This is a genomic window from Streptomyces sp. PH9007 (assembly GCF_059813725.1).
Genome location: NZ_CM187440.1, coordinates 2,153,923 through 2,177,758 on the forward strand (window position 1 = coordinate 2,153,923; position 23,836 = coordinate 2,177,758).

Sequence of the window (23,836 nt, forward strand, 5' to 3'; positions counted from 1 at the left end):
GGGACGGGTGGCGGGGACGGTGGCACCGGCGGCCGGGGTTGTCAGCCCTGGAAGCGCGGGAAGGCGCTGCGGCCCGCGTAGACGGCCGCGTCGTCCAGGATCTCCTCGATCCGCATCAGCTGGTTGTACTTGGCGACCCGCTCGGAGCGCGCCGGGGCACCGGTCTTGATCTGGCCGCAGTTGGTGGCGACGGCCAGGTCGGCGATGGTGACGTCCTCGGTCTCGCCGGAGCGGTGCGACATCATGCAGCGGTAGCCGTTGCGCTGGGCCAGCTCGACGGCGTCCAGGGTCTCGGTCAGCGAACCGATCTGGTTGACCTTCACCAGCAGCGCGTTGGCGGTGCCGGAGTCGATGCCGCGCTGGAGGCGCTCGGGGTTGGTGACGAACAGGTCGTCGCCGACGATCTGCACCTTGTCGCCCAGCTGGACGGTGAGGGTGTGCCAGCCCTCCCAGTCGTCCTCGTGCAGCGGGTCCTCGATGGAGACCAGCGGGTACGCCTCGACCAGCTCGGCGTAGTACGCGGTCATCTCCTCGGCGGTGCGGGTCTTGCCCTCGAAGGTGTAGACGCCGTCGCTGTAGAACTCGCTGGCGGCCACGTCCAGGGCGAGCGCGATGTCCTGGCCGGGGGTGTAGCCGGCCTTCTGGATGGCCTCGATGATCAGGTCGAGGGCCTCGCGGTTGGAGTCGAGGTTCGGGGCGAAGCCGCCCTCGTCGCCAAGGCCCGTGGACAGCCCGCGCTCCTTGAGCACGGACTTGAGGGTGTGGTACGTCTCGGCGCCCCAGCGCACGGCCTCCGAGAAGGACTCGGCGCCGATCGGGGCGATCATGAACTCCTGGATGTCGACGTTGGAGTCCGCGTGCGAACCGCCGTTGAGGATGTTCATCATCGGCACCGGCAGCAGGTGCGCGTTGGGGCCGCCCAGGTAGCGGAAGAGCGGCAGGTCGCGGGACTCGGACGCGGCGTGCGCCACGGCCAGCGAGACGCCGAGGATGGCGTTGGCGCCGAGCGAGGACTTGTCGGCGGTGGCGTCGAGGTCGAACATCGCCTGGTCGATGAGGCGCTGCTCGGTGGCGTCATAGCCGACCAGCTCGGGGCCGATCTGCTCGATGACGGCCAGCACGGCCTTCTCCACGCCCTTGCCCTGGTAGCGGCCGGCGTCTCCGTCGCGCAGCTCCAGCGCCTCGAAGGCTCCGGTGGAGGCGCCCGAGGGGACAGCGGCGCGGCCGGTACTGCTGTCGTCGAGGCCAACCTCGACCTCGACCGTGGGGTTGCCTCGCGAGTCGAGGATCTCGCGGGCTACGACGACGTCGATGGACGGCACAAGGTTCTCCTTCGTCTGGACGGACGTCTGTCTTATGGCGTCTTGAAACCCTCTGAGCCTAACCGGCTCCCGTCGCGCCACCGCTCACAAGCTCGCCACAAACTGTGCCGCTGGGGGTGTTGTCGCTGGTCAGAGATGGTTTTCCGGCCAGGCATCTTTTTGTTTACGAGCGGAAGAAAACCCGGCGCGGGGCGGCTGAACGGCAGGTTGCGCTGCCGCTCGCCACCCCGCGCCGGGCGCGAGGATCGTTTCGCCGGTCCTTCGGGTCAGCTCACAGGGCGAGCTGCTGGCCGGGGAAGATCAGGTTGGGGTCGTCACCGACGACCGACTTGTTCTGCTGGTACAGCTGCTGCCAGCTGACGCCGTGGGCGGCGGCGATCTTCGACAGCGAGTCGCCGGCCACCACCGTGTAGGTGTCGCCGGACGCCACGGGGGCGCTCTCGTCGGTGTTCTCGGTGGACTGCGGGGCCGGGGCCGGGGCTTCCTCGACCGGGGCCGGGGTCTCCTCGACCGGGGCCTCCTGCGCCGGGGCGGGTGCCTCGGTGGTGGCGCCGGCGTCCGGGTTCACCTCGGCGGCCGGGCCGCCGGCGGACAGACCCGCACGGGCGCCGCACACCGGCCAGGCGCCGGGGCCCTGCATGGACAGCAGCTGCTCGGCGGTGGCGATCTGCTGCTCCTTGGTGGCCTGGTCGGCCTGCGGGGCGTACTGGGTGCCCCCGGCCGCCGCCCACGAGGAGTTCGAGAACTGCAGGCCACCGTAGTAGCCGTTGCCGGTGTTGATGGACCAGTCGCCGCCCGACTCGCACTGGGCGACGGCGTCCCAGGTGTCCACGGAGGCGGCCTGGGCGCCGGTGGCACCGATCAGGGGGATGGCGACGGCGGCACCGGTGACGCCGGCGGCGGCCGCGAGACGGGTGGGCTTGGAGGGGCGGCGGTGACGGCCCTTACCGGAGAACAGCATGACGATCCTTCTCACCGGACGCCTGCGAGGTGAGCTGTCGGGTTCGGGTCAGTGAGTTGCCCGGCCGGGACGGACGGATCCGTCCCGGCTTCACCCCAAGCCGCCCCGGGTCCGGCCCGTTCCGGGGAACGGATCGGTCTCGGTACGGCGTTCCGCCGCCCGGCCGCCTGACGGCCGCCGGGTGACGGACTGGGTCCCCCGCTCCTGCCAAGCGGTTGTGGCGCAGTGGTGGTCCCCCGGCCGGCGGCAGGATTCGGCGTACGGCCAGGGCGCCCGGTGTGTAAATCCGAGCGCTGGACACTAAACACAGGCCGACTAACGATTCAAGAACGATGAAGATCGCGGCGCGGCCTGGGCTTGACTCCGAACGGGGGATGTCTCCGCAGGTCAACGGGGAATCGGACAGTGCGGACCAGTCGGGCGGCATTGCCGCATAACGAGACGATGGTCACACTTAACACGGTACGGAAGTCGCCGCCCGCATCCGCCCTTTATGCGCCCTTTCCGCCCAACTCAAGCTGCAGACCCGGGACTATATAGTCAGGGTTGTCCCCAATGACCGATTCGTTCGCCTGGTAGAGCGCCGGCCAACCACCGTCCACCGTGAGCGCGTCGGCGATCTCCGAGAGCGTGTCGCCGGTGAGGACCTCGTACGCGCCGGACGCGGCGTCGTCCGCCACGGCCGCCTCGGCGTCCTCCTCGGAGGTTTCGCCGGTGGCCGGGTCGGTGCGCTCCCCGTCGCGGTCCGCGGGGCGTTCGGCGTGCCGTCCGGTGCCGTCGGTGTTCTCACCCGGCTGGGCGTCCGACTCGGGCGCGGCCTCACCCCGGTGGCGGCCGGAGCCGGAGCCGGAACCGCCGTCCGTGCCGGTGTCGGCGGCGGAGCCGCCGTCCCGCTCGCCGGCGTCGGCGTCGGCGTCCGCCGTCTCGTCCGTGGCCTTGTCGGCGGGCTTCCCGGTGCTCTTGTCCGTGGCCCCGTCGGCCGCCGCGTCCCGCGTCGCGTCCGCGCCGGAGCCGGTGGCCTTCTCGTCCTCGGTGTCCGCCGCCGTCTCCTCGGGGAGGACCTCGCCGATGCCGCTCTCGGTGGCGCCGGGCACCTCGGCGGTGGCGTCCGTCTCCTCCTGGCCGCCGGCGCGGTACTCCTGCCACAGACCGGTGGTCACGGCACAACCGGGGAACGCGGCCTTGCCCTGCGCCGCCAGCATCCGCTCGGCGACCGTGATCTGCTGCGCCCGCGAGGCGAGGTCGGGTCGCTTGGCGAAGTCGGTGCCGCCGTGGGCCTCCCACTGCGCCAGCGGGATCTGGAACCCGCCGTAGTAGCCGTTGCCGGTGTTGGCGGTCCACACCCCGTCGCTCTCGCACGCGGCGGCGGCGTCCCAGGTCTCGGGGGTCACGGCGTTGGCGGACGTGGCGCCCAGCAGTGGCAGGGCGATGCCCGCTCCGGTGACTCCCGCGGCCACCACGAAAGCGGGGGCCTGCTTGGGACGACGATGACGACCTGTGCCGGAGCGCATGTGACTGCCTCTCGTGCGAATGACATGGAAACGGTGGTGCGGTACTGCGGTGCTGCGGTGTGCTGCGGTGTGCTGCGGTGTGCTGCGTACTGTCCGGCCGCTGTGGCGCGGTGGTGCAGTTGAGCGCAGAACCTAGCCCGCCCTCCGGTGCGATCACAAGCTGATCCCACCGAGATCACATACAGATCACACTACTGACTCTGCGTCACATGGCTGGATGTGAACTCTACCGGCAGTGAGCGGAGCCCTCGCATGATGAGCCCACCGCGCCACCGCAGATCCTCAGGATCCACCGCAAGCCGGATATCCGGCAGTTCGCTCAGCAGCATCCCGATCGCCGCCCGCCCCTCCAGCCGCGCCAGCGGCGCCCCCAGGCAGTAGTGGATGCCGTGCCCGTACCCCAGATGCTGGTTGTCGCGCCGGGCCAGATCCAGCACATCGGGCCGCTCGAACCGGCGCGGATCGCGGTCCGCGCCGGCCAGCACCACCAGCACCGGATCGCCCCGCTCCACCCGCTGCCCGCCCAGCACGAGCGGCTCCCGCGCGAACCGCCACGTCGCCAGCTCCACCGGGCCGTCGTACCGCAGCAGCTCCTCCACCGCGCTCGCCAGCAGCGCCTCCTCCCCCGCCGCCAGCGACCGGCGCAGATCGGCCAGTTCCGCGGGGTGGCGCAGCAGCGTGTACAGGCCATTGCCGATGAGGTTGACCGTGGTCTCGAACCCGGCGAACAGGAGGATGAAGGACATCGCGGCCGCCTCGTCCTCCGTCAGATGTTCGCCGTGGTCGGAGGCGCGGATCAGGTCGGAGATCAGATCGTCCCCCAGATCGGCGCGCTTACGGTGGATCAGGTCGCCGAGATAGGCCCGCATCCGCTTCACCGAGCGCCCGACTCCGCCCCGCTTTCCCGACGGATGCAGCATCATCCCGGCCCAGTCGCGGAAGTCGTCCTGGTCCTCCCGGGGGACGCCGAGCATGTCGCAGATGGCGTAGATCGGCAGCGGGAAGGCGAACTCATGAATCAGGTCCGCCTCGCCCCGCCCCGCGAAGGAGGCGATCAGCGAGCCGGTCAGCTCCCGCACCCGCGGCTCGAAGGCCGCCACCCGGCGCGGGGTGAACGCCTTCGCCACCAGCCGGCGCAGCCGGGTGTGATCGGGCGGATCGATGTTCAGCAGGTGCGTCATGACATTGGCGCCGCGCTCCCCCGGGATGCCCACCCGGCCGCTGTGGTGCGCCTGCGCGCTGTGCCGGTCGGGGTTCTTGCTCAGCCGCGGGTCGGCCAGCGCCGCGCGGGCGTCCGCGTACCGGGTGACCAGCCAGGCCGCCACCCCGCTGGGCAGCTCCGCCTTGTACACCGGGGCGTTCTCCCGCAACCAGGCGTACGCGGGGTACGGGTCGGCGCCGAATTCCCGGCTGAAGAGGGGAGGGGAGGGAGTCGTCTGCACCCGTACGACGCTACGACGCGAGTCCGACACCGGGTGCGGCCGGGGACCTGTCCCGGTCCGGAATGACCGCCGAGACCCGGAAACCGCCCCCGTCCAGCGGCCCCGACACGAACCCGCCGCCCAGCGCGGTGACCCGCTCCCGCATGCCCAGCAGCCCGTTGCCGCCGGAGGGCAGCGCCGCCGGCGCGCCGTGCGGGCCGCCGCCCAGCGGGGCCTCGTTCAGCACCTGCACCGCCACCTCGCCGTCGCGGTGCGCCAGCCGCACCCGCGCGGCGGCGCCGGCCGCGTGCTTGTGCACATTGGTCAGCGCCTCCTGCACCACCCGGTACGCGGTCGACTCCACCTGCGCCGCGTAACCGCGCGGCTCCCCCTCCACCGACAGCTCCACGGCCATCCCGGCCGCCCGGGACTGGTCGACCAGCGAGGCCACCTCGCTCAGCCGCGGGCCCCGCGCGCCGCGCCGCCCGGCCGCCGCGATCTCCGCGAGCCGGGCCGCCGCGTCGGCCGCGCTCTCCGGCTCGCCGCCCGCCGCGCCCGCAGCACCCGCCGCCTCGCGCGGCTTCTCCTCGGCCCGCAGCACACCCAGCATCGTCCGCAGCTCGGTCAGCGCCTGCCGCCCCATGTCCGCGACCAGGCCCGCGTTCTTCGCCGCCTTGTCCGGATCCTTGGGCGCCACCGCCTGCAGCGCCGCCGCGTGCACCACCATGAGGGACACCCGGTGCGCCACCACGTCGTGCATCTCGCGGGCGATCCGGCGCCGCTCCTCGCCGCGCGCCCACTCGGCGCGTTCCTCGGCGCGCTCGGCGAGCAGCCCCAGTTCCCGCTCCAGACCGTCCGCGCGGTCGCGCAGCGACTCCACCAGCCGGCGCCTGGCGCGGACGTACATCCCCAGCAGCACCGGCGGCAGCGTGGTGGCCACCGCGAAGAGCGCCGCCACGAACGGCTTGAACCACATCGGTATCGGCTGCTCGCGCAGCCCGGCGTCCTGTTCGATGAGCAGGAACGTCACCAGGGCGGTGCCCACGCACACCATGGACGCCATGACCCCGATGATCCGGCGCGGCACCTCGGTGGTGGCCAGCGTGTACAGGCCCACCGCCGCCATGCCCATGCCCATCTGGGCGGGCAGCACCGCGATGGACACCAGGATCACCGCCAGCGGCCAGCGCCGCCTGACCAGCAGCACGGACCCGGCCAGCCCCCCGAACAGCGCGGTGGGCACCACCGGCAACCCCGTACGGCCGGCGAAGACGACGCTCTGGACGACGCACTCGATCGCCGAGGCCAGGGCCAGCGCCCCGTCCAGCAGGACGCTGCGCCGCCGCTCCCACCACCACAACGCGGCGCCCCCCGGCCCCGCCTCCCCGGTTTTCTCCGCCCCCGACTCGCTCATACCACCCACCCTAAGGGCGCGGTCCACACCTTTTCCGACGCCGGGAGGGATCGGTGCCGGGCGGGGAGGGCGGCCGGCGCGGATCGCGGGCGTCCCGCTCCGGGAGGGCGCGTGCGGCGGAGGCCGAAGTGCCGTTCACGGCCTCGGATTCCGGTCGGCGGGGTCGGCTCGGGTAGGGTCTGTCCCGGCGATCCGCCGTGGGGTAATCGGTAGCCCGCAGGACTTTGAATCCTTGTAGTGCTGGTTCGAGTCCAGCCGGCGGAGCCCATCGGAGGCGGGGGTCCGGCAGGCGGCCGGGCCCTTCGCCCCACCGCCCCTCCCCCTTCGGCCCGCGCTGTCGACCGGTCCGGACACTCTCTAGCGGTGCCCCAGCCGGGACAGGCACTCCGCCTCGTCGGAACGCAGCTGGATCACCGTCCGGTCGTACGGGCCCCGCTCGGCGGTGAAGTCCTGGAGCAGCCGCTGGATCTCCGGCAGCGCGCGGCCGTACTGGGCGGTGGCCATCAAGGTGGCGGCGTACTGCTTGCGCAGCGTGCGCACCACCGGGGAGTGCTGGCCGTAGCGGGCGGCGGCCCGGGGCACGGTGTGGCTGAGCAGCTCGGCCGCCTGCGCGTACTGGTGCCGGTCCAGCAGCCGCCGTACCTCCTCCACCACGGCCGACAGGTCCTGTTCGCGGGCGCGCGGCCGGGTGGCGGGCCAGGGGGCCATCGGGTGCCAGAAGGGGCGGGTGGGGTCCATGGGGACGGCGGGCGGCGCGCCGGAGGCGCCCGGGGCGGGCAGCAGCGGGGTGAGCGCGGCGAACACCTCGTGCGCGTCGGCGGGGCGGCCGGAGGGGTCCTTGGCCAGCAGCCGGTGGACGAGCACGGCGAGCCCGGGCGGGATGTCGGGGCGCAGCTGCTGGAGCGGCAGCGGGTCCTCGTGCAGCTTCTTGTAGAGCAGACCGGCCGCGTTCGGGGCGCGGAAGGGTGCCTGCCCGGTCAGGAGTTCGTACCCGATGGCGCCAAGCGCGTACAGGTCGGCGGCCGGGCCGACCGGCGGGCCGCCGACGGCCTGTTCGGGGGCCATGTAGACGGGGGTGCCGAGCAGGGCGCCGGTGCGGGTGAGCCGGGTCTCCTCGTGCTCGCCGCGGACGGCGGCGATGCCCAGGTCGAGGATGGTGACCCGACCGTCCATCCGGATCATCACATTGCCGGGCTTGAGGTCGCGGTGCACGATCTCCACGGCGTGCACGGCGGCGAGCGCCGAACACAGCTGGGCGAGGGCGGCGACCGCCCAGGTCCAGGGGTACGGGTCGTGCTCGGCCAGGTGGTCGGAGAGGTCGCTGCCGTCGATGAGCTGCATGACGAGGTACAGCTCATCGCCCTCGCTGCCGGCGTCGTGCACCGCCACCAGGCCCGGGTGGTCGATGCGGGCGGTGGCGCGGGCCTCGCGCAGGAAGCGGCGGCGCAGTTCCTCGGGGTCGGTGGTGCCGGACAGGGAGGACAACTGGTTGGCGTGCAGCAGTTTGACGGCGACCCGCCGCCCACCGAGCGCGGAGTCCTGGGCCGCCCAGACCTCTCCCATGCCGCCCTTGCCCAGCGGCTCGGTCAGCCGGTAGCGGCCGGCCAGCACGCGGGGGGTCACCGGTTCCCGCCCTCTTCCTCTTTCCTGAGGTAGGCGCCCAGCTCGTCGAGTTCGTCGGCGACCTGCCGCATCCGGGGCGAGGCGGGCGAGGGCGGCGCGGTGGCGGGGCCGGGAGCGGCGGCCGGCGGCGGTGCGTAGGGGGAGGGCGGACCGTACGGGGCGGGGGGCGCGTAGTACGGAGCGGGGTACGCGACCGGCGTGTGCGCCATGGCGGGTGCCCGACCCGGGCGCTCGAAGCGGTCACCGCGGACCGCGTGCACGGTGGCGGCGACAATGAGCGAGAGCCAGAAGAAGCCGACCAGCGCGGACACCTCGGCGACCTCGCCCTCCTCGGTCTCGGTGGTGGGCAGGAGATCGAGCCACACCAGCAGGCCGACGGTCAGCAGGACGTACAGGCCCAGCACCGCCCAGTCCAGGGAGCGCCTGCGCTGCACCGCGAAGCGCAGCATGGGCACCCAGGAGAGCAGGCCCAGTGACCACACGGGAAAGCTGGCGAACAGCGTGCGCATGATGAGCGCCCGCGCGCCGGGGCCGCGGCGCGGTGCGGCGACGGCCGGGGCAGGCCCCGGAACCGGCGGCGGGCCCGCGGGCGAAGACGGCCCATACCCGTACATGTGGTCTCCCCGTCACCCGTTCGGCTCCCGCTTTCCGCGGGGAAGGATGATATCCGGGGCGGGGGCGCTCAGTCTCCGGGCGGCAGGGTTCCCTCGGTGAGCCCGTCGACGGTGCCCTGGACCAGTTGCCGGCCGAGCTCGGCCGCGTGCTGGAGGGCGTCCTCGAACGCGGCGAGATCACGGAAGCCGCGCCCGTAGCGGCGCTGGGTCTCCAGCGGCAGCCGGGGGACCTTCAGCCGCCGGACGTCCACCCGCGTCGCGCTGGAGGCGTAGCTGCTGGCCTGCCGGGTGTTGGCGGTGCCCCGCAGGAACCCGGCGAGGAACCAGGGGTCCAGGGCCGCGGTGTCCGGGCGCAGCAGGGACAGCCGGCGGTCCGGCGGTTCGCCCGCTCCGGCGTCGGTGACGACATGGGTGGCGGAGCCGTCCAGCAGCAGCGGTACGAGGACGTCCCCGGCGCGGGTGGCGGGCGGCGGCTCTCCGGCGGCGGAGTGCGTGTGCAGTTCGAGGGCGCCGGCGCGGATGAGTTCGCCGATGGTGACGGTGGACCAGTGCGCGCCGGGCGCGGTGCCGCTCCCCTCGTCCGGGTGGACGGCGGCGGCCAGGGAGGCGGTACGGCGCAGGGTGCCGCGCAGTTCCTCCTGCACGGCGGCCAGGGCGGCGGTGCCGGTGGCCTCGGCGGGCGGCGGGAGGTGGCGGGCGGGGGCCAGGTCGACCTCGTCGTCCAGGAGGTCGATGACCGGCAGTGCCCGGCGGATGCCGGGGACGGGGCCGATGTCGCCCGCGCGCCGGAACTCCTGCCAGGCGTCGAGGATCGTGCGGCGCAGCCCGGGCCAGTCCAGGCCCGCCCGGCCGCCGCCGGCCGGACGGTGCGTGGTGGCGGTGTCGACGACCAGCAGCCGGGGGTCGGGGGCGGTGGTGCCGTCGGGCTTGCGCAGCACCCACAGATGGAGCGGGAGGCTGTGCGGCGGGGCGGCGCCGGCGGGCAGCGCGATGACGGCGCGCAGCGCCCCGCGGCGCAGCAGGGCGGCGCGGACCCGGCGTCCGGTGCGGCGGGAGGCGGCGGCCGGGGGCATCAGCAGGACGGCGGTGCCGCCGGGGCGCAGCCGGGCCAGGGCGTGCTGGACCCAGGCGAGTTCGGATTCGGCGCGGGCGGGCAGGCCGTACTCCCAGCGGGCGTCGTAGGTCAGCTCGCTGTGGCCCCAGTGGCGTTCGTTGAACGGGGGGTGGCACAGCACGGCGTCGACGGTGAGGTGCGGGAAGGCGTCGGCGAGCAGGGTGTCGCCGTCGCGGACCTGGACGGTGGCGGAGCCGCGCAGGGCCAGCCGCAGGGCGCCGAGCCGGGCGAGCACCGGGTCCGCGTCCTGGCCGTACAGCTCGGTGGGCGGCGCGGCGGGTCCGCGCCGGGCGGCGGCGAGCAGGCCGCCCGCGCCGCAGGCCGGGTCGAGGACGGAGTGGGCCGGTCCGGCGAGCGCGGCCATCAGGTCGGCGGTCTCGGGCGGGGTGAGGGTGAGGCGGGCGGCGGCGCCGTCGGTGTAGCGGCCGAGCGCGAACGCGTACACCTCGGCCGGGTCGCTCCCGGTGGCGGCGCGGGCGGCGGCGCGGGCGAGGGGGGTGTCGGGCGGGCCGCCGTCTCCCGGGGTCCCGGCGCCGTGGCCCAGGTACTGCTCGCCGAGCGCGGTGAGGGCGGCGCTCTGGCCCGCCGGGTCGGACTCGATCAGCTGCCACAGCCGTTCGCGCGGCGGCACCTCGGCGAGTTTGCCCTGGTCGCGCAGCCATCGCTCGATCTCGGCGAGGGAGAAGGTGGGGCTGGTCTCGGTGCCGCCGACGGGCCGGGGGAAGTGCTCGTAGCGGCGGCGCCAGTTGCTGACGGCGGCGCGGCCGACGCCGGCGAGGCGGGCGATCCCGGCCGCGGTGACCTCGGTGGTGTGGTCCGGCACCTGCGTCACTCCCATCCCCGCCCTCTGCGCTCCGTGTGTGTAACGGACCTTACCTACCCCAGAGTGCCCGCTCGATACACGGGAAGTCCATATCGGGAACCCATTTTCCATGTTGACTCGGTTCACAGGCTGTGTTGTAGTTACGCCATCGGTTCACAGAGAGCCGTGACAGCACCCTGGGAGGGGACCCGTCATGACCGCCACCGCCACGCCGCAGCAGCCCCGTACCGCCTTCCGCCGCCGGCGGATCCAGGCCCTGGCCGGCCTCGCGGCCGTCACCCTGGCCATGGGCGCCCTGACCGCCTGCGGCGAGGACAAGCCGACGAAGAACGAGGGCGCGGCGAGCCCGGCGGACAGCGACACGACGCAGGAGGAGACCCCGGACGAGGAGACCCCGGAGGACGACGCGGCGGCCGGGTCCGGCTCGGACTACTTCACCGTCGACGACATGGCGGTGTGGGAGGAGAGCGGGATCGAGATCACCGCGGAGGCTCCCGAGGCCTTCACCCCGGGCGAGTACGCGTTCATCGAGGCCGAGGAGTACGACGCCTACACGGTCGAGTTCACCCTCACGAACACGGGCACCGAGCGGCTGGAGACCGCCTTCATCATGCCGTTCGCCTACGACGAGAACGGCATCGAGGTCGAGGACATCTACGACGGCGACATCGGCATGGGCTTCCAGAGCAAGGTCGACCCGGGCGTCACCGTCACCGCCGAGTTCGGCTTCGCGCTTCCCCCCGGCAGCACGTCCTTCACCGTCGAGATCTCCGACCTGCTCGACGAGGAAGCGGTCTGGAAGTTCGAGCTCTGAGGCGCCGCCCCGCACCCCCTCGCCCGCCGCTGAACGGAGGGAGCGGCGGGCGGACGCCGAGGGGCCCGGGGGCACGTACGCCGCGTACGTACCCCGGGCCCCTCCCGCGTGCTCGCGTGCCCCCGGGGTCAGGACCCCGGAATCGTGGTCAGGAACTCGCCCGTCCACGCCAGCAGCTGCCGCCCCGTCAGCGGCTTCCCGCCGACCCTCGCCGTCGCGGGGCGCGGCACCAGCACCTGCCCCGCCGCCCGCTTCACCACGGACCCCGGGTACACCCGGGTCAGCCGCAGCTCCTGCGACTCGCGCAGCTCCACCGGCGAGAAACGGATCTTGTTGCCCTGGAGCGTGATGTCCCCCACCCCGCAGGACCGCGCCAGCATCCGCAGCCCCGCCACCAGCAGCAGGTTCTCCACCGGCTCGGGCAGCGGACCGTAGCGGTCGGTCAGCTCCTCGCGCACCGCCGCGATGTCCTCCTCCGTCGTCGCCGCCGCGATCGAGCGGTACGCCTGGAGGCGCAGCCGCTCACCCGGCGCGTAGTCGTGCGGCACATGGGCGTCCACCGGCAGCTCGATCTTCACCTCCAGCGGCGCCTCCTCCGGCTCGCCGCCACCGGCCTCCAGCGTCGCCCGGTAGTCCGCCACCGCCTCGCCGACCATCCGCACATACAGATCGAAGCCGACCCCGGCGATGTGCCCGGACTGCTCCCCGCCCAGCAGATTGCCCGCGCCCCGGATCTCCAGGTCCTTCATCGCCACGTACATGCCCGCGCCCATCTCGGTGTGCTGGGCGATGGTCGCCAGCCGCTCGTGCGCGGTCTCCGTCAGCGGACGCTCCGGCGGGTAGAGGAAGTACGCGTAGCCGCGCTCGCGGCCCCGGCCCACCCGGCCGCGCAGCTGGTGCAGCTGCGAGAGCCCGAAGGTGTCGCCGCGCTCCACGATCAGGGTGTTGGCGTTGGAGATGTCGATGCCGGACTCCACGATCGTCGTCGAGACCAGCACGTCGAACTTCTTCTCCCAGAAGTCCACCACCACCTGCTCCAGCGCCGACTCGCTCATCTGCCCGTGCGCCGTCGCGATCCGCGCCTCCGGCACGATCGCGCGCAGCCGCGCCGCCGCCCGGTCGATGGACTCCACCCGGTTGTGGATGTAGAAGACCTGGCCCTCGCGCAGCAGCTCACGCCGCAGCGCCGCCCCGATCTGCTTCTCCTCGTACGGGCCGACGAACGTCAGCACCGGGTGCCGCTCCTCCGGCGGCGTGGTGATCGTCGACATCTCCCGGATGCCGGTCACCGCCATCTCCAGGGTGCGCGGGATCGGCGTCGCCGACATCGTCAGCACGTCCACGTTGGCCCGCAGCTTCTTCAGCTGCTCCTTGTGCTCGACGCCGAACCGCTGCTCCTCGTCCACGATCACCAGACCGAGGTCCTTGAACTTCACCTCGGAGGAGAACAGCCGGTGGGTGCCGATCACCACGTCCACAGACCCCTCGCGCAGCCCTTCGAGCACCGCCTTGGAATCGGACTCCGACTGGAAGCGGGAGAGCGCCCGCACCGCCACCGGGAACTGCGCGTACCGCTCGGAGAACGTGCCGAAGTGCTGCTGCACGAGGAGGGTGGTGGGCACCAGCACCGCCACCTGCTTGCCCTCCTGCACCGCCTTGAACGCGGCGCGCACCGCGATCTCGGTCTTGCCGTACCCGACGTCGCCGCAGATCAGCCGGTCCATCGGGACCGACTTCTCCATGTCCTCCTTGACCTCCCCGATCGTGGTGAGCTGATCGGGGGTCTCGGCGTACGGGAAGGCGTCCTCCAGCTCCCGCTGCCAGGGGGTGTCCGGGCCGAAGGCGTGCCCGGGGGCCGCCATCCGCGCCGAGTACAGCTTGATCAGGTCGGCGGCGATCTCCTTGACCGCCTTCTTCGCCCGCGCCTTGGTCTTGGTCCAGTCCGCGCCGCCCAGCCGGTGCAGCGTCGGCGCCTCGCCGCCCACGTACTTGGTGACCTGCTCCAGCTGGTCCGTGGGGACGAACAGCCGGTCGCCGGGCTGGCCGCGCTTGGCCGGGGCGTACTCCACCAGCAGGTACTCGCGGGTCGCGCCCTGCACGGTGCGCTGCACCATCTCGATGTAGCGGCCCACCCCGTGCTGCTCGTGGACGATGTAGTCGCCGGCCTCCAGGGTCAGCGGGTCCAGCGTCTTGCGGCGGCGGGCCGGCATCCGGGTGCCGTCGCGGCCGGCCGCCTTCTGGCCGGTGAGGTCGGTCTCGGTGAGGACGGCGAGACGCAGCGCCGGATCGGTGAAGCCGTGCTCGATCGCACCGCAGGCGACGTGGACGAGCGCGGGAGCGATCTCGCCCGGCAGCCCCCTGGCCGCCAGCCGGGCCGCGATGCCCTCGCCCGACAGCACCTCGGCGGTGCGGGAGGCCGGGCCCTGGCCCTCGGTGAGGTAGACGACGCGCCAGCCGTCCGCCAGCCAGCCCTTGGTGTCGGCGAGCGCCCGCGCGGTGTCGCCCCGGTAGGACTCGGCGGCCCGCAGCCCCAGCCGGACGGTGTCGTCCTCGGCGGTGGCGTCCGCGCTGAACGGGCTGACCGTCCACCACGGCATGCCCAGCTCGGCGGCGTGCTCGCGCACCTCGGCGATGCCGCGCAGCGAGGCGGCGCCGACATCGATGGGCGCGTCCCCGCCGCCGGCGCTCGCCGCCCAGGAGGCCATCAGGAACTCCTGGCTGGTGGCGACCAGGTCGGCCGCCCGGGTGCGGACCCGCTCCGGGTCGCACACCACGGCCATCGCCCCGGCGGGCAGGACGTCCAGCAGCAGCTCCATGTCGTCGACCAGGACCGGGGCGAGGGACTCCATGCCCTCCACCGCGATGCCCTCGGCGATCTTGCCGAGCAGTTCGCCCAGCTCCGGGTGCTCCTCGGCGAGCACGGCGGCCCGCTCCCGTACGGCGTCGGTCAGCAGCAGCTCACGGCACGGCGGCGCCCACAGGCCGTGCTCGGCGATCTCCAGGGACCGCTGGTCGGCGACCTTGAAGTAGCGGATCTCCTCGATCTCGTCGCCCCACAGCTCCACCCGCAGCGGGTGCTCCTCGGTGGGCGGGAAGACGTCGAGGATGCCGCCGCGCACGGCGAACTCGCCGCGCTTCTCGACCAGCTCCACCCGCTGGTACGCGGCGGCGGCGAGCGCGGCGGTCACCCGCTCCAGCTCGACGCTCTGCCCGCCCCGCAGGCTGACCGGCTCCAGATCACCGAGCCCGGCCACCTGCGGCTGGAGCACGGAGCGGATCGGCGCGACCACGACGGAGACGGGGCCGGCGCCCGGGTCGTCCGCACTCGGGTGGGCCAGGCGCCGCAGGACGGCGAGCCGGCGGCCGACGGTGTCGGCGCGCGGCGAGAGCCGCTCGTGCGGCAGCGTCTCCCAGGAGGGGTACTCCACGACGCCGTCCGGAGGCAGCAGCGAGCGCAGCGCGGCGGCCAGGTCCTCGGCCTCCCGCCCGGTGGCCGTGACGGCCAGCACGGTACGTCCGGCGCCGCGCGCCAGGGCGGCGACGGACAGCGCCCGGGCGGCGGGTGGCCCGACGAGATCCACCTGCCGGCGCGTGCCGGCGCGCGCGGCGGTGACCGCCTCGGCGAGGGCGGGGTCTTCGACGACGGCATCGAGCAGGCCGTGCAGGCTCATGGAGGTCCATCCGGTCCGGTCACGGGGCGGGCAGGCACGCACAACAGCCCGGTACGCGCAGCGGACCGGGTTTCCCCCAGCCTACGCCTCCACACCTCCACCCAAATGGGTGCATCATGCAAGCGGATGGATACACGTGGTGACCGGCGGTAGAGGGCGCCGGGGACGGGGAACGAACCCTGTGGGTCGTTTCACGTCGGAACTACGGGGTGGTCGTGTGTACAGGCAGCCGGGCACGTATGCGCGCACGCGCCGCCGCAGACCGGGGCGTCCGCCCGCCTTCGGCACTCTGGCGGCGATCGCCCTGGGCATCACGCTGACCGCGTTCGCCGGCCAGTGGTACCTGGACCGCGCGGTGAACCATGTGGCGGGCGGCTGGCGGGAGAGTTCCTGCGAGGAGGCGTACGCGGCGGCCGGCTTCGAGCCGCCGCAGGAGGTCGCGGACGCCCGCTGCGCGCGCCGGGCTGCGGACTTCGCGGCGGTGTTCACGGTGCGGGGCCCGGATTTCGAGGACTGGCTGACCGAGCAGCACGGCCTGGACACGGCGGCCCTGCACCACCCGCCGACCGCGCCGGACAGTTCGGCGGATCAGACCCTTCAGTGGTCCCCGCCCGACCACGCCCCGGCGCTGACCCGCTCACAGTCGGGCCTGAGCGTGACGGCCTACGACACCCCGGAGGGCGACACGCGGGTGCGCTGGCTGTTCAGCGCGTGACCCGTCCTGGCCGGGGGCGGCCCCCGCTCAGCGCGGCGCGGCGCTCAGGCCCGTCAGGAGGAGGTCCAGGCCGGCGTGGAATTCCTCCGCCGGGGGGATCCGGGCCGCCTCGGTCGCGGTGCGGGACAGCAGGGGGTACGCCTCGGGCGGCAGGCCGGCCAGGGCGGTGGTGGCTTCGCCGGACAGCGGGGCCAGGTGTTCGTTCTGCAGGGCGCCGGTGAGGTAGGCGAGCAGGGCGCGCAGGACCAGGGCGCGGCGGCGCGGGGTGAAACCGGCGGTGGTGAGGACGCGCAGGACCGCCTCCGACCACAGCTGGACGGCGGCCGAGGTGTGCCGGTGGCTGACCGTCAGCGGGACCACGCCGGGGTGTGCGGCGACCGCCGCGCGGACCCGGTCCAGGAGTTCGGCGAGCTGCCGCTGCCAGGGTTCGCCGGGCGGGGGCGCGGTGTGGACGGTGCCGAGCACCAGGTCCACCACCTGCCGTTCCAGAGCCTGGCGGTCCGGGACGTAGCGGTACAGGGACATGGTGGCGATGCCCAGTTCGGTGGCCACCGCGCGCATGGACAGGGCGGGGAGGCCGTCGCGGTCGATGACGGTGAGGGCCGCGGTGGCGAGTTGCTGCGGGGTCAGGGAGCGGGGACGGGGCACGGCCGAAAAGCGTACACCATACGCTCACGACCGGTCCCGGCGCGCCCCGCCCCCGATTCCCGGCCGGCTACTCGGTGGCGATGGCCGTCAGGATGTTCATCCGCCCGGCCCGGTACGCCGGGGCCAGCGCCGCCACCAGGCCGACCAGCGCCGCGCCCGCGAACACCGCCGTGATCACCGGCCACGGGATCTCCAGCACCGGCATGCCCTCCAGCGCCATCAGCCGCTGTGCCGCGGCGCCCCACGCCAGCCCGAGCCCGGTCCCCAGCAGCGCGCCGAACAGCGCGATCACCACCGACTCCAGCCGGATCATCCGCCGCAGCTGCCGCCGGGAGAGCCCGATCGCCCGCATGAGCCCGATCTCCCGGGTGCGCTCCACCACCGCGAGCGCCAGGGTGTTCACCACGCCCAGCACCGCCACGATGACGGCGAGCGCCAGCAGCCCGTACACCATGTTCAGCAACTGCCCGATCTGCGCGCGGATCTGCTCCTTCAGCTCGTACTGGTCGAGCAGTTCCATCTGCGGGTACGGCTCCAGCGCCGTCTCCAGCGCCGTGCGGGCCTCGTCCGCCCGCCCGTCCTGCGCCGTGACGAACAGCATGAGGGGCAGCGGCAGCGCCTCGTCCGGCACATGGGCCCGCGCGGTCTCCAGCGAGAGGGCCCAGGTGCCGCCCTCCAGGGTGGACTTCTCGGTGATCGCGCGCACGGTGAGCACGGCGCTCGCGCCCCGCTCGAAGGCCACCGTCAGTTCGTCGCCGACGCCGATCCCGAGGTCGGCCGCCGCGTCCGCGTCGACGGCGATGCCGTCGCGCTCGTACGCCCGCTCCAGGTCGCCGGCGACCGTGCCCACCGTCAGGTCCGTCAGCATGCTGGGCTGCGCGGAGGACAGCTGCCGCTCCGTCACCCGCCCGTCGGCCGTGGTGATCTCGGCGGAGAGCATCCGGTACTCGGTGACGGAGGCGAGCGGGCCGCCGTCGCTCTCGCGCACGCCCGCCACCGCGGCGCCCACGTCCGGCAGCACCGGGCCGAAGTCGACCGGGCTGACCATGAAGTCGGCGCCCACCGAGCGGTCGATCTCGTCCGTCGCCGAGGAGACCATCGAGGCGCCCACCACCGACAGCGCCGACACCAGCGCCAATCCGATCATCAGCGCGGAGGCGGTGGCCCCGGTACGCCGGGGGTTGCGCAGCGCGTTCCGCTCCGCCAGCCGTCCCACCGGGCCGAAGGCCCGCAGCAGCAGGACGCCCAGCACCCGTACCACCACGCCCACCAGCGCCGGGGCCACCAGGATCAGGCCCAGCAGGCTCAGCACGATGCCCAGCGCCAGGTACCCCCAGCCCTGCGACGCGGCGTCCACCGTGGCGGTGGCGGCCAGCAGCCCGAGCCCGGCCACCGCCAGCACGCCGCCCACCGCGGCCCGCACCCGGCCGGCCCGGACGTCCCCCGGGGTGCCGGCCTCCCGCAGGGCCGCCATCGGCGTGATCTTCCCGGCCCGGCGGGCGGGGATGTACGCGGCCAGCAGCGTCACCACCGTGCCCAGCACCACCCCGATCACCGGCACCGACCATCCGATGGTCAGATCGTCGGTGCTGAGGTTCATGCCGAACTCCCGCAGCACCACCATCAGCCCCACCGCCAGGCCGATCCCCGCCCCGAACCCCAGCACCGAACCGATCAGCCCCAGCAGCAGCGCCTCGATCAGCACCGAGCGGTTGACCTGTCCCCGCCCCGAGCCGATCGCCCGCAGCAGCCCGATCTCCCGGGTGCGCTGCGCCACCAGCATCGAGAACGTGTTGACGATGAGGAACACCCCGACCAGCAGCGCGATCCCGGCGAAGCCCAGCAGCACGTACTGGAGCACCGACATCACCTCGCCGATGGCGTCCTTGCTGTCGTCCGCGTACTCCTGTGCCGTGCGCAGCCGGTAGTCCTCCGCGCCGACCGCCGCCGCGACCGCGTCCCGCAGCTCCTCGTCCGTACGGGACCCGTCCCCGTCGACGTACAGCTCGGTGTACGCGTCCTCGCCGCCCAGCAGCACCTGCTGCGCCACCGGCCCCTCGAAGTACAGGACCGTCGCGCCCGGGTTGGTGACCGTGAACGCCGCGATGCCGCTGATCCGCACCGGGAAGTCGCCGAAGGCGGTCAGCACCCGCAGCGGATCGCCCACCGCCAGGCCCTTCTTGCCCGCCGTGTCGGCGTCCACCATGATCTCGTCCGGCCCGCGCGGCGGCGCCCCCTCCCGCACCTCCATCGAGCGCAGTTCCACCTCGGACCAGCCGCTCGCGATGGTCGGCGCGCCCGTCGTCGGCCCGATGTTCTCGTTCGCCGCGTCCACGACGACCACCAGCTGCGAGGAGACCATGCCGGTGACCCGCTCCACCCCCGGCACGGCCGCCACCTCCCCGGCCAGCGCGGCGGGCACGGTGTCCGGCTTGCCGACCGCCGAGGGCACGTCGAAGCCCCCACCGCCCGGCCGCTCCACCGGACCGACCATCACATCGGAGGCGGTGCGGGCGAACAGCTTGTCGAAGGTGGTCGTCATGGTCCCCGTGAACACCAGCGTCCCGCACACGAACGCCACCGACAGCAGCACCGCCATCCCCGACAGCACCATCCGGCCCTTGTGGGCCATGAAGTTGCGCACCGATGTCCTGACCACCGTCATGTCGCCGCCCTCCCCCGTCCTCACCCGTTGTCCCCTGCCGCGCACTCAGGCTAAGGACGGCCGCCGCCCGCGTCATCGCCCTGCGGAACGACCGTCGCCCGGCCGCCCTTAGGGGCTTCCCCCGACCGGCGCGTCCCGTTCACCCCCCCGTTCCCCGCCGTGCATCCAACGACGCCCCCGCCCCGCTAGCCTCCCCCGGCCCCCTCCCGTCGTCCCGTCATCCGAGGTCACCCCATGCGCCTGCCCATCCCCCGACGGCGGCCCCGCGCCCACCGAGCCAGCCGTGACCCGCACTGGGACAACATCCGGTACTTCTCGGGCGTCCTCGTGGTCTTCGGGCATGTGATGGACTCCGTCGCGGACCGCGACGGACTGCGCTGGCTGTACATCGCCTCCTGGGCGATGCGGGTGCCCGTGTTCGTCATGGTCGCCGGCTACTTCTCGCGCGCCGACACGCTCACCCCGCGCGAGGCCCGCCGCCTCATCGAGTCCGTCCTCGTGCCCTACCTGGCCATCGGTCTGCTGCACAGTCTCCAGCGCCACCACTACGACGGCGGCGAGTGGACCTTCTACACGGCCGAACCCGGCTGGGGACTGTGGTTCCTGCTCTCCCTGCTGTGCTGGCGCGCCGCCCTGCCCTACCTCGCCCAGCTGCGGTACCCGCTCGCCACCTCCGTGTGCGTGGCGCTGCTGGTGGGCTACATCGCCGACATCGGCGCCTACCTCTCGCTCTCCCGCACCTTCACCTTCCTGCCGTTCTTCCTCCTCGGCTGGCGGCTGCGGCAGGGCTGGTTCCGCGACGCCATGGTGGCCCTCTGGAGCCGGTACGCGGCGCTCGGCGTCATCGCCGCCACCCTCGTCATCGCCTGGGTGGTGCGGCACGAGGTGAAACTCGGCTGGCTGTCCATGAAGGGCCCGTACGGCCAGGGCCACCTGCTGGACGCCCCCTTCGCCTGGATCACCCGGGCCGGCGCCCTCGCCGTCGGCTTCGTCGTCGCGCTCGCCTTCATCCGGCTCGTCCCGCGCCGCCACCTCCCCGTCATCAGCTACCTCGGCGCCGGCGGCCTGTACATGTACCTGCTGCACCCCCTGCTGCTGCGCCCGCTGCTGGAGCGCTACGGCGTCGACTGGGTCGGCCCCTGGCCCGAGCAGGCCGCGCTGCTGCTGTTCGCCGTCGCGCTGGCGACCGCGCTGGCCACCCCGCCGGTACGGTGGCTGCTGAGGCCCCTCGTGCAGCCCCGGATCGGATGGCTGTTCAGGCCCGAGACGGCCCCCGCGCCGCGCGGTCGCAGGCCCGGCGCCGACAAGGACGCCACCTCCGGTTCACCTGAACGCCAACTCGACGTCGCGCGGCCGGTGTAGACAGGAACGGCGCCCAGCACGACCGAGGACCTCGCGTCCCATCGAAGGGAAACGTAAAAAAGAGATGGGAAGCGGAACCCCACGCGTCGTCGTCCTCGCCGACTCCGACAGCCGCTGGAAATGGGCGGCCTCGGTCGCCCGGCGGATCGCCCCCGAGCACGCGATCGACGCCCGTTTCCTGGCCGTCGCCACCACCCCCACCGAACGGCAGATCGCCGAGGTGGGCATCGTGCCCGACACCACCGCCGTCGTCAGCTGCGTCGAACTGCTGGATGACCCGGCCGTGCACACCGCCGACCTGGTGGTGCTGGGCACCACCGGCGGCACGGTGCTCTCCCTCATCCACTCCCTCGGTATGGCCTGGGAGGGCAGCCCGCACCGGCCGCTGCTCGTCACCGGCTATGTGGGCGTCGTCTACGAGAACCTCGTCGACGGGCTGCTGCTGCGGGTCGGCTCCGACCTGATACTCGCCAACTGCGCCCACGACGCGGAACGCTTCCGCTCCGTCTACCGCAGCATCGGCGCCGACCCCGAGGACATCGTGGAGGCGGGCCTGCCCTTCCTGGGCGGCGACCCGTACGACCCGCCCGCCGTCTTCGGCGCCCACGGGCGCGACCGGCAGCCCGCGGGCGCCCGGCCGTTCACCGTCACCTTCGCCGTCCAGCCCTCCGTACCCGGCACCCGCGCCGCGCGGTTCGGGATGCTGGAGAAGCTGGCCCGGCACGCGCGCCTGCACCCGGACCGCGAGGTCCTCATCAAGCTGCGCAACCGCCCCGGCGAGGCCGTCACCCACACCGAACGCCACTCGTACCAGTCGCTGTACGAGGAACTGCCGAACCCGCCGGCCAACCTCACCCTCGTCTACGGCGACATGGGAGAGGTCCTGGATCGCACGGATTTGCTGGTCACGGTCTCCTCCACCGCCGCCATGGAGTCGATCCACCGCGGCATCCCCACCGCCATCCTCACCGACTACGGGGTGCGCGAGGCCCACGGCAACCACTACTTCATCCACTCCGGACTGCTCGCCTCCTGGGCCGAACTCGACAAGGGACTCATCCCCGCCGTCGACCCCGGGTGGGCCGCCAGCCGCGGCGTCGGCCACCAGGACCCGTACGCCGCCGCCCGCGCCCGCATCGCCGAACTGCGCGCCGCCGCCCCGGGCACCCGGGTGCCCACCCACCCCTACTACACGCCGCGCAGCGCGGCCGACTACCTGGAGACGCTGCTGTCCCGGCGCGGACTCGGCCTGGACGGCAAGGCACTGCCGCCCAGCCACGACCGCGCCCCCACCGCCGTGCGCCGCCTCATCCGGCGCGGCGCCGGCGGCCTCTACCAGGTCGGCCGCAAGCGCGTCGCCCCGGTGATCCGGCGGCTCGCCAAGGGCTGAACCGCCCACGGCCGGCCCGGGGCCGGGTGGAAAGCCGCGCTGCGCAGGGTAGTCACCACCGTGCAGCCTGCTTAAGATCGATCCGACCCGAACCGGACACCACGCCACCCCGCGGGGAGCAGCAATGAAGCGCCGCACCACAGCCCTGTCCGTCACCGCCGCCGCCCTGCTGGTGGCCGCGCCCCTGCTGACCGGCTGCTCCACCGGCGCCCATCCGGGAGCGGCAGCCGTCGTCGGCGGGGAACGGATCTCCATCTCCCAGGTCCAGGGCCACGTCGAGGCGGTGCGTGCCGCCCAGCGCCAGCAGCCCGACGCCGACGAGCTGATCTCCACCAGCAGCACGCTCACCCGCGAAACCGTCAACTTCCTCGTGTACCTCCAGGTCGTGGACCGCGCCGCCCAGTCCCAGGGCGTGGAGGTCACCCGCCGCCAGGTGCAGGAGGCGCGCGCGGACGCCGAGGCCAACGCGGGCGGCCCCGAGGCGCTGGCGCAGAGCGCGCTCAGCGGACAGGGCGGCCTGCCGCTGACCTCCGGCCAGATCGACGACGTACTGCGCAGCAACCTCCAGATCCAGGGCATCGCCGAGCGGCTCGGCGTCCTGACGGACCCGCTGGGCGGCGAGAAGGTCGGCGCGCTGCTCGCGGACACGGCGCAGGAAGTCGGGGTGGACATCAACCCCCGGTACGGCACCTGGGACGCCCAGACCGTCTCCCTGGTGGACCTCCAGGAGCCCTGGCTGCGGACCACCGACCGTGATCAGCAGGCGGTTACGCTCGACGGGTGACCGACTCCGCCCCGGCCGGCCCCGGCCGTATCGTCCTGCTCACCACCAGCCACCGGGTGGCGCCCGGGCTGCTGTCCTGGCCCGCCTGGCAGCTGCTGCGCGCCGCCGACCGCGTCTACGCGCGGGACGGCGGCCACCCGCTGCTGCCGTACCTCCAGGAGGCCGGGGTCACCGTGGCGGGCGCCGCCCCGGGCGGCGCCGGGCTGCTGGAGGAGTGCGCGGGCGGCCGTACGGTCGTGGTGCTGGCGGGCGCGGACGGCGAACGGCGGCTCACCGACGAGCTGGCGGCCCTGGCCGGCTCCGGACGGCACACGATGCCCGCGCTCGAACTGCTGCCCGGCGCGTACGACCTGCCCGGTGCCCGGCTGCTCGACCTGGTGCAGGTGATGGACCGCATCCGCAGCGAGTGCCCGTGGTCCTCCACCCGCGGCCACCGGGACCTCGCGAAGCACGGTCTCGAGGAGATGTACGAGCTGGTCGAGGCGATCGAGGCGGGCGACCGCACCGAGCTGCGCGAGGAGCTCGGCGACGTCCTGCTCCAGGTCGTCTTCCACGCGCGGATCGCGCAGGAGGACGCGGAGGAGCCGTTCGACGTGGACGACGTGGCGGGCGGCCTGGTCGCCAAGCTGGTCCACCGGCACCCGCACATCTTCGGCGACGAGCAGGCCGAGACGCCCGAGGACGTACGGAAGCTGTGGCTGCGCACCAAGGCCGAGGAGAAGCGGCGGGACTCGGTGACCGAGGGCATCCCGCTGAGCCAGCCAGGACTGGCGCTGGCCGCGAAGCTGGCGGGCCGCGCCCGCACGGCCGGTCTGACGGCCGAACTCCCCGCGCCCGCAGGACCCGAGGACTTCGGCGCCCGGCTGCTGGCCCTGGCGGCGGAGGCGGAGGCGGCCGGGGTGGACCCGGAGACCGCGCTGCGCACGACCGCCCGCGCCTACCGCGACACGATCCGCGCGGCGGAGGCCCCCGCGTCCTGACGCC

At 73.5% G+C, this 23,836-nt stretch carries 17 protein-coding genes, 1 tRNA gene and 1 riboswitch; of the genes, 7 read left to right on the forward strand and 11 right to left on the reverse strand.

What is annotated here, in order from left to right; genetic code table 11:
• Window positions 1–41 precede the first annotated feature (41 nt).
• The 5 genes from eno to ACTFAP_RS09685 form a co-directional block, all read right to left on the reverse strand.
• Window positions 42–1,322, reverse strand: coding sequence for a phosphopyruvate hydratase (gene eno, locus ACTFAP_RS09665; protein WP_030735770.1), 1,281 nt, complete (start codon window positions 1,320–1,322; stop codon window positions 42–44).
• Window positions 1,323–1,593: 271 nt separating this feature from the next.
• Window positions 1,594–2,283, reverse strand: coding sequence for a transglycosylase family protein (locus ACTFAP_RS09670; protein WP_453872628.1), 690 nt, complete (start codon window positions 2,281–2,283; stop codon window positions 1,594–1,596).
• Between the two features lie 3 nt (window positions 2,284–2,286).
• A riboswitch (cyclic di-AMP (ydaO/yuaA leader) is annotated at window positions 2,287–2,432 on the reverse strand.
• A 342-nt stretch (window positions 2,433–2,774) separates the two neighbouring features.
• Window positions 2,775–3,743 carry a transglycosylase family protein gene (locus ACTFAP_RS09675; RefSeq protein WP_500468812.1) on the reverse strand — a complete coding sequence of 323 codons (969 nt, stop codon included), beginning with the start codon at window positions 3,741–3,743 and terminating at the stop codon, window positions 2,775–2,777.
• Between the two features lie 242 nt (window positions 3,744–3,985).
• On the reverse strand, window positions 3,986–5,236 hold the full coding sequence (locus ACTFAP_RS09680; protein ID WP_500468813.1) for a cytochrome P450 family protein: 1,251 nt from the start codon (window positions 5,234–5,236) through the stop codon (window positions 3,986–3,988).
• Window positions 5,237–5,246: 10 nt separating this feature from the next.
• Window positions 5,247–6,629, reverse strand: coding sequence for a histidine kinase (locus ACTFAP_RS09685; protein ID WP_495684252.1), 1,383 nt, complete (start codon window positions 6,627–6,629; stop codon window positions 5,247–5,249).
• A gap of 191 nt (window positions 6,630–6,820) precedes the next feature.
• Between ACTFAP_RS09685 and ACTFAP_RS09690 the strand changes: the two genes are divergently transcribed.
• Window positions 6,821–6,893: transfer RNA gene (locus ACTFAP_RS09690), tRNA-Gln, on the forward strand.
• 93 nt (window positions 6,894–6,986) lie between these two features.
• Here ACTFAP_RS09690 and ACTFAP_RS09695 read toward each other — a convergent pair.
• The 3 genes from ACTFAP_RS09695 to ACTFAP_RS09705 all read right to left on the reverse strand — a co-directional run bounded on the left by ACTFAP_RS09695 (window position 6,987) and on the right by ACTFAP_RS09705 (window position 10,803).
• Window positions 6,987–8,252, reverse strand: coding sequence for a serine/threonine-protein kinase (locus tag ACTFAP_RS09695; protein WP_500468814.1), 1,266 nt, complete (start codon window positions 8,250–8,252; stop codon window positions 6,987–6,989).
• Complete coding sequence (locus ACTFAP_RS09700; protein WP_495684254.1) at window positions 8,249–8,761, reverse strand: hypothetical protein; 513 nt, start codon at window positions 8,759–8,761, stop codon at window positions 8,249–8,251. The genes ACTFAP_RS09695 and ACTFAP_RS09700 overlap by 4 nt, the downstream gene beginning before the upstream one ends.
• A gap of 173 nt (window positions 8,762–8,934) precedes the next feature.
• A complete protein-coding gene (locus tag ACTFAP_RS09705) occupies window positions 8,935–10,803 on the reverse strand; it encodes an N-6 DNA methylase (RefSeq protein ID WP_500469443.1) in 1,869 nt (622 codons plus the stop codon).
• 193 nt (window positions 10,804–10,996) lie between these two features.
• Here ACTFAP_RS09705 and ACTFAP_RS09710 point away from each other — a divergent pair, with 193 nt between their 5' ends.
• Window positions 10,997–11,617 carry a DUF4352 domain-containing protein gene (locus ACTFAP_RS09710; protein ID WP_500468815.1) on the forward strand — a complete coding sequence of 207 codons (621 nt, stop codon included), beginning with the start codon at window positions 10,997–10,999 and terminating at the stop codon, window positions 11,615–11,617.
• Between the two features lie 128 nt (window positions 11,618–11,745).
• On the opposite strand, the gene mfd is transcribed toward ACTFAP_RS09710, so the two are convergent.
• Window positions 11,746–15,288, reverse strand: a complete 3,543-nt coding sequence (gene mfd / locus ACTFAP_RS09715) for a transcription-repair coupling factor (protein ID WP_500468816.1) — start codon at window positions 15,286–15,288, stop codon at window positions 11,746–11,748.
• A gap of 217 nt (window positions 15,289–15,505) precedes the next feature.
• Here mfd and ACTFAP_RS09720 point away from each other — a divergent pair, with 217 nt between their 5' ends.
• The gene (locus ACTFAP_RS09720) at window positions 15,506–16,003 is read left to right on the forward strand and encodes a hypothetical protein (RefSeq protein ID WP_390121952.1); all 498 of its coding nucleotides are present in this window, start codon (window positions 15,506–15,508) and stop codon (window positions 16,001–16,003) included.
• A gap of 27 nt (window positions 16,004–16,030) precedes the next feature.
• Here ACTFAP_RS09720 and ACTFAP_RS09725 read toward each other — a convergent pair whose 3' ends face one another.
• Together ACTFAP_RS09725 and ACTFAP_RS09730 are read right to left on the reverse strand one after the other, a co-directional pair.
• The gene (locus ACTFAP_RS09725; protein ID WP_495684258.1) at window positions 16,031–16,651 is read right to left on the reverse strand and encodes a TetR/AcrR family transcriptional regulator C-terminal domain-containing protein; all 621 of its coding nucleotides are present in this window, start codon (window positions 16,649–16,651) and stop codon (window positions 16,031–16,033) included.
• A gap of 67 nt (window positions 16,652–16,718) precedes the next feature.
• Entirely contained in the window at window positions 16,719–19,316 is a 2,598-nt protein-coding gene (locus tag ACTFAP_RS09730) for an ABC transporter permease (RefSeq protein ID WP_500468817.1), read from the reverse strand.
• A 234-nt stretch (window positions 19,317–19,550) separates the two neighbouring features.
• Here ACTFAP_RS09730 and ACTFAP_RS09735 point away from each other — a divergent pair, with 234 nt between their 5' ends.
• From ACTFAP_RS09735 to ACTFAP_RS09750, 4 genes are all read left to right on the forward strand, one after another.
• Entirely contained in the window at window positions 19,551–20,678 is a 1,128-nt protein-coding gene (locus tag ACTFAP_RS09735; RefSeq protein WP_500468818.1) for an acyltransferase family protein, read from the forward strand.
• 64 nt (window positions 20,679–20,742) lie between these two features.
• On the forward strand, window positions 20,743–22,068 hold the full coding sequence (locus ACTFAP_RS09740) for a DUF6716 putative glycosyltransferase (RefSeq protein WP_500468819.1): 1,326 nt from the start codon (window positions 20,743–20,745) through the stop codon (window positions 22,066–22,068).
• A 124-nt stretch (window positions 22,069–22,192) separates the two neighbouring features.
• The gene (locus tag ACTFAP_RS09745; RefSeq protein WP_495684261.1) at window positions 22,193–22,852 is read left to right on the forward strand and encodes a SurA N-terminal domain-containing protein; all 660 of its coding nucleotides are present in this window, start codon (window positions 22,193–22,195) and stop codon (window positions 22,850–22,852) included.
• Window positions 22,849–23,832 (forward strand): nucleoside triphosphate pyrophosphohydrolase, encoded by a 984-nt coding sequence (locus ACTFAP_RS09750; protein ID WP_500468820.1) that lies wholly within the window; start codon window positions 22,849–22,851, stop codon window positions 23,830–23,832. The genes ACTFAP_RS09745 and ACTFAP_RS09750 overlap by 4 nt, the downstream gene beginning before the upstream one ends.
• Window positions 23,833–23,836: the final 4 nt, after the last annotated feature.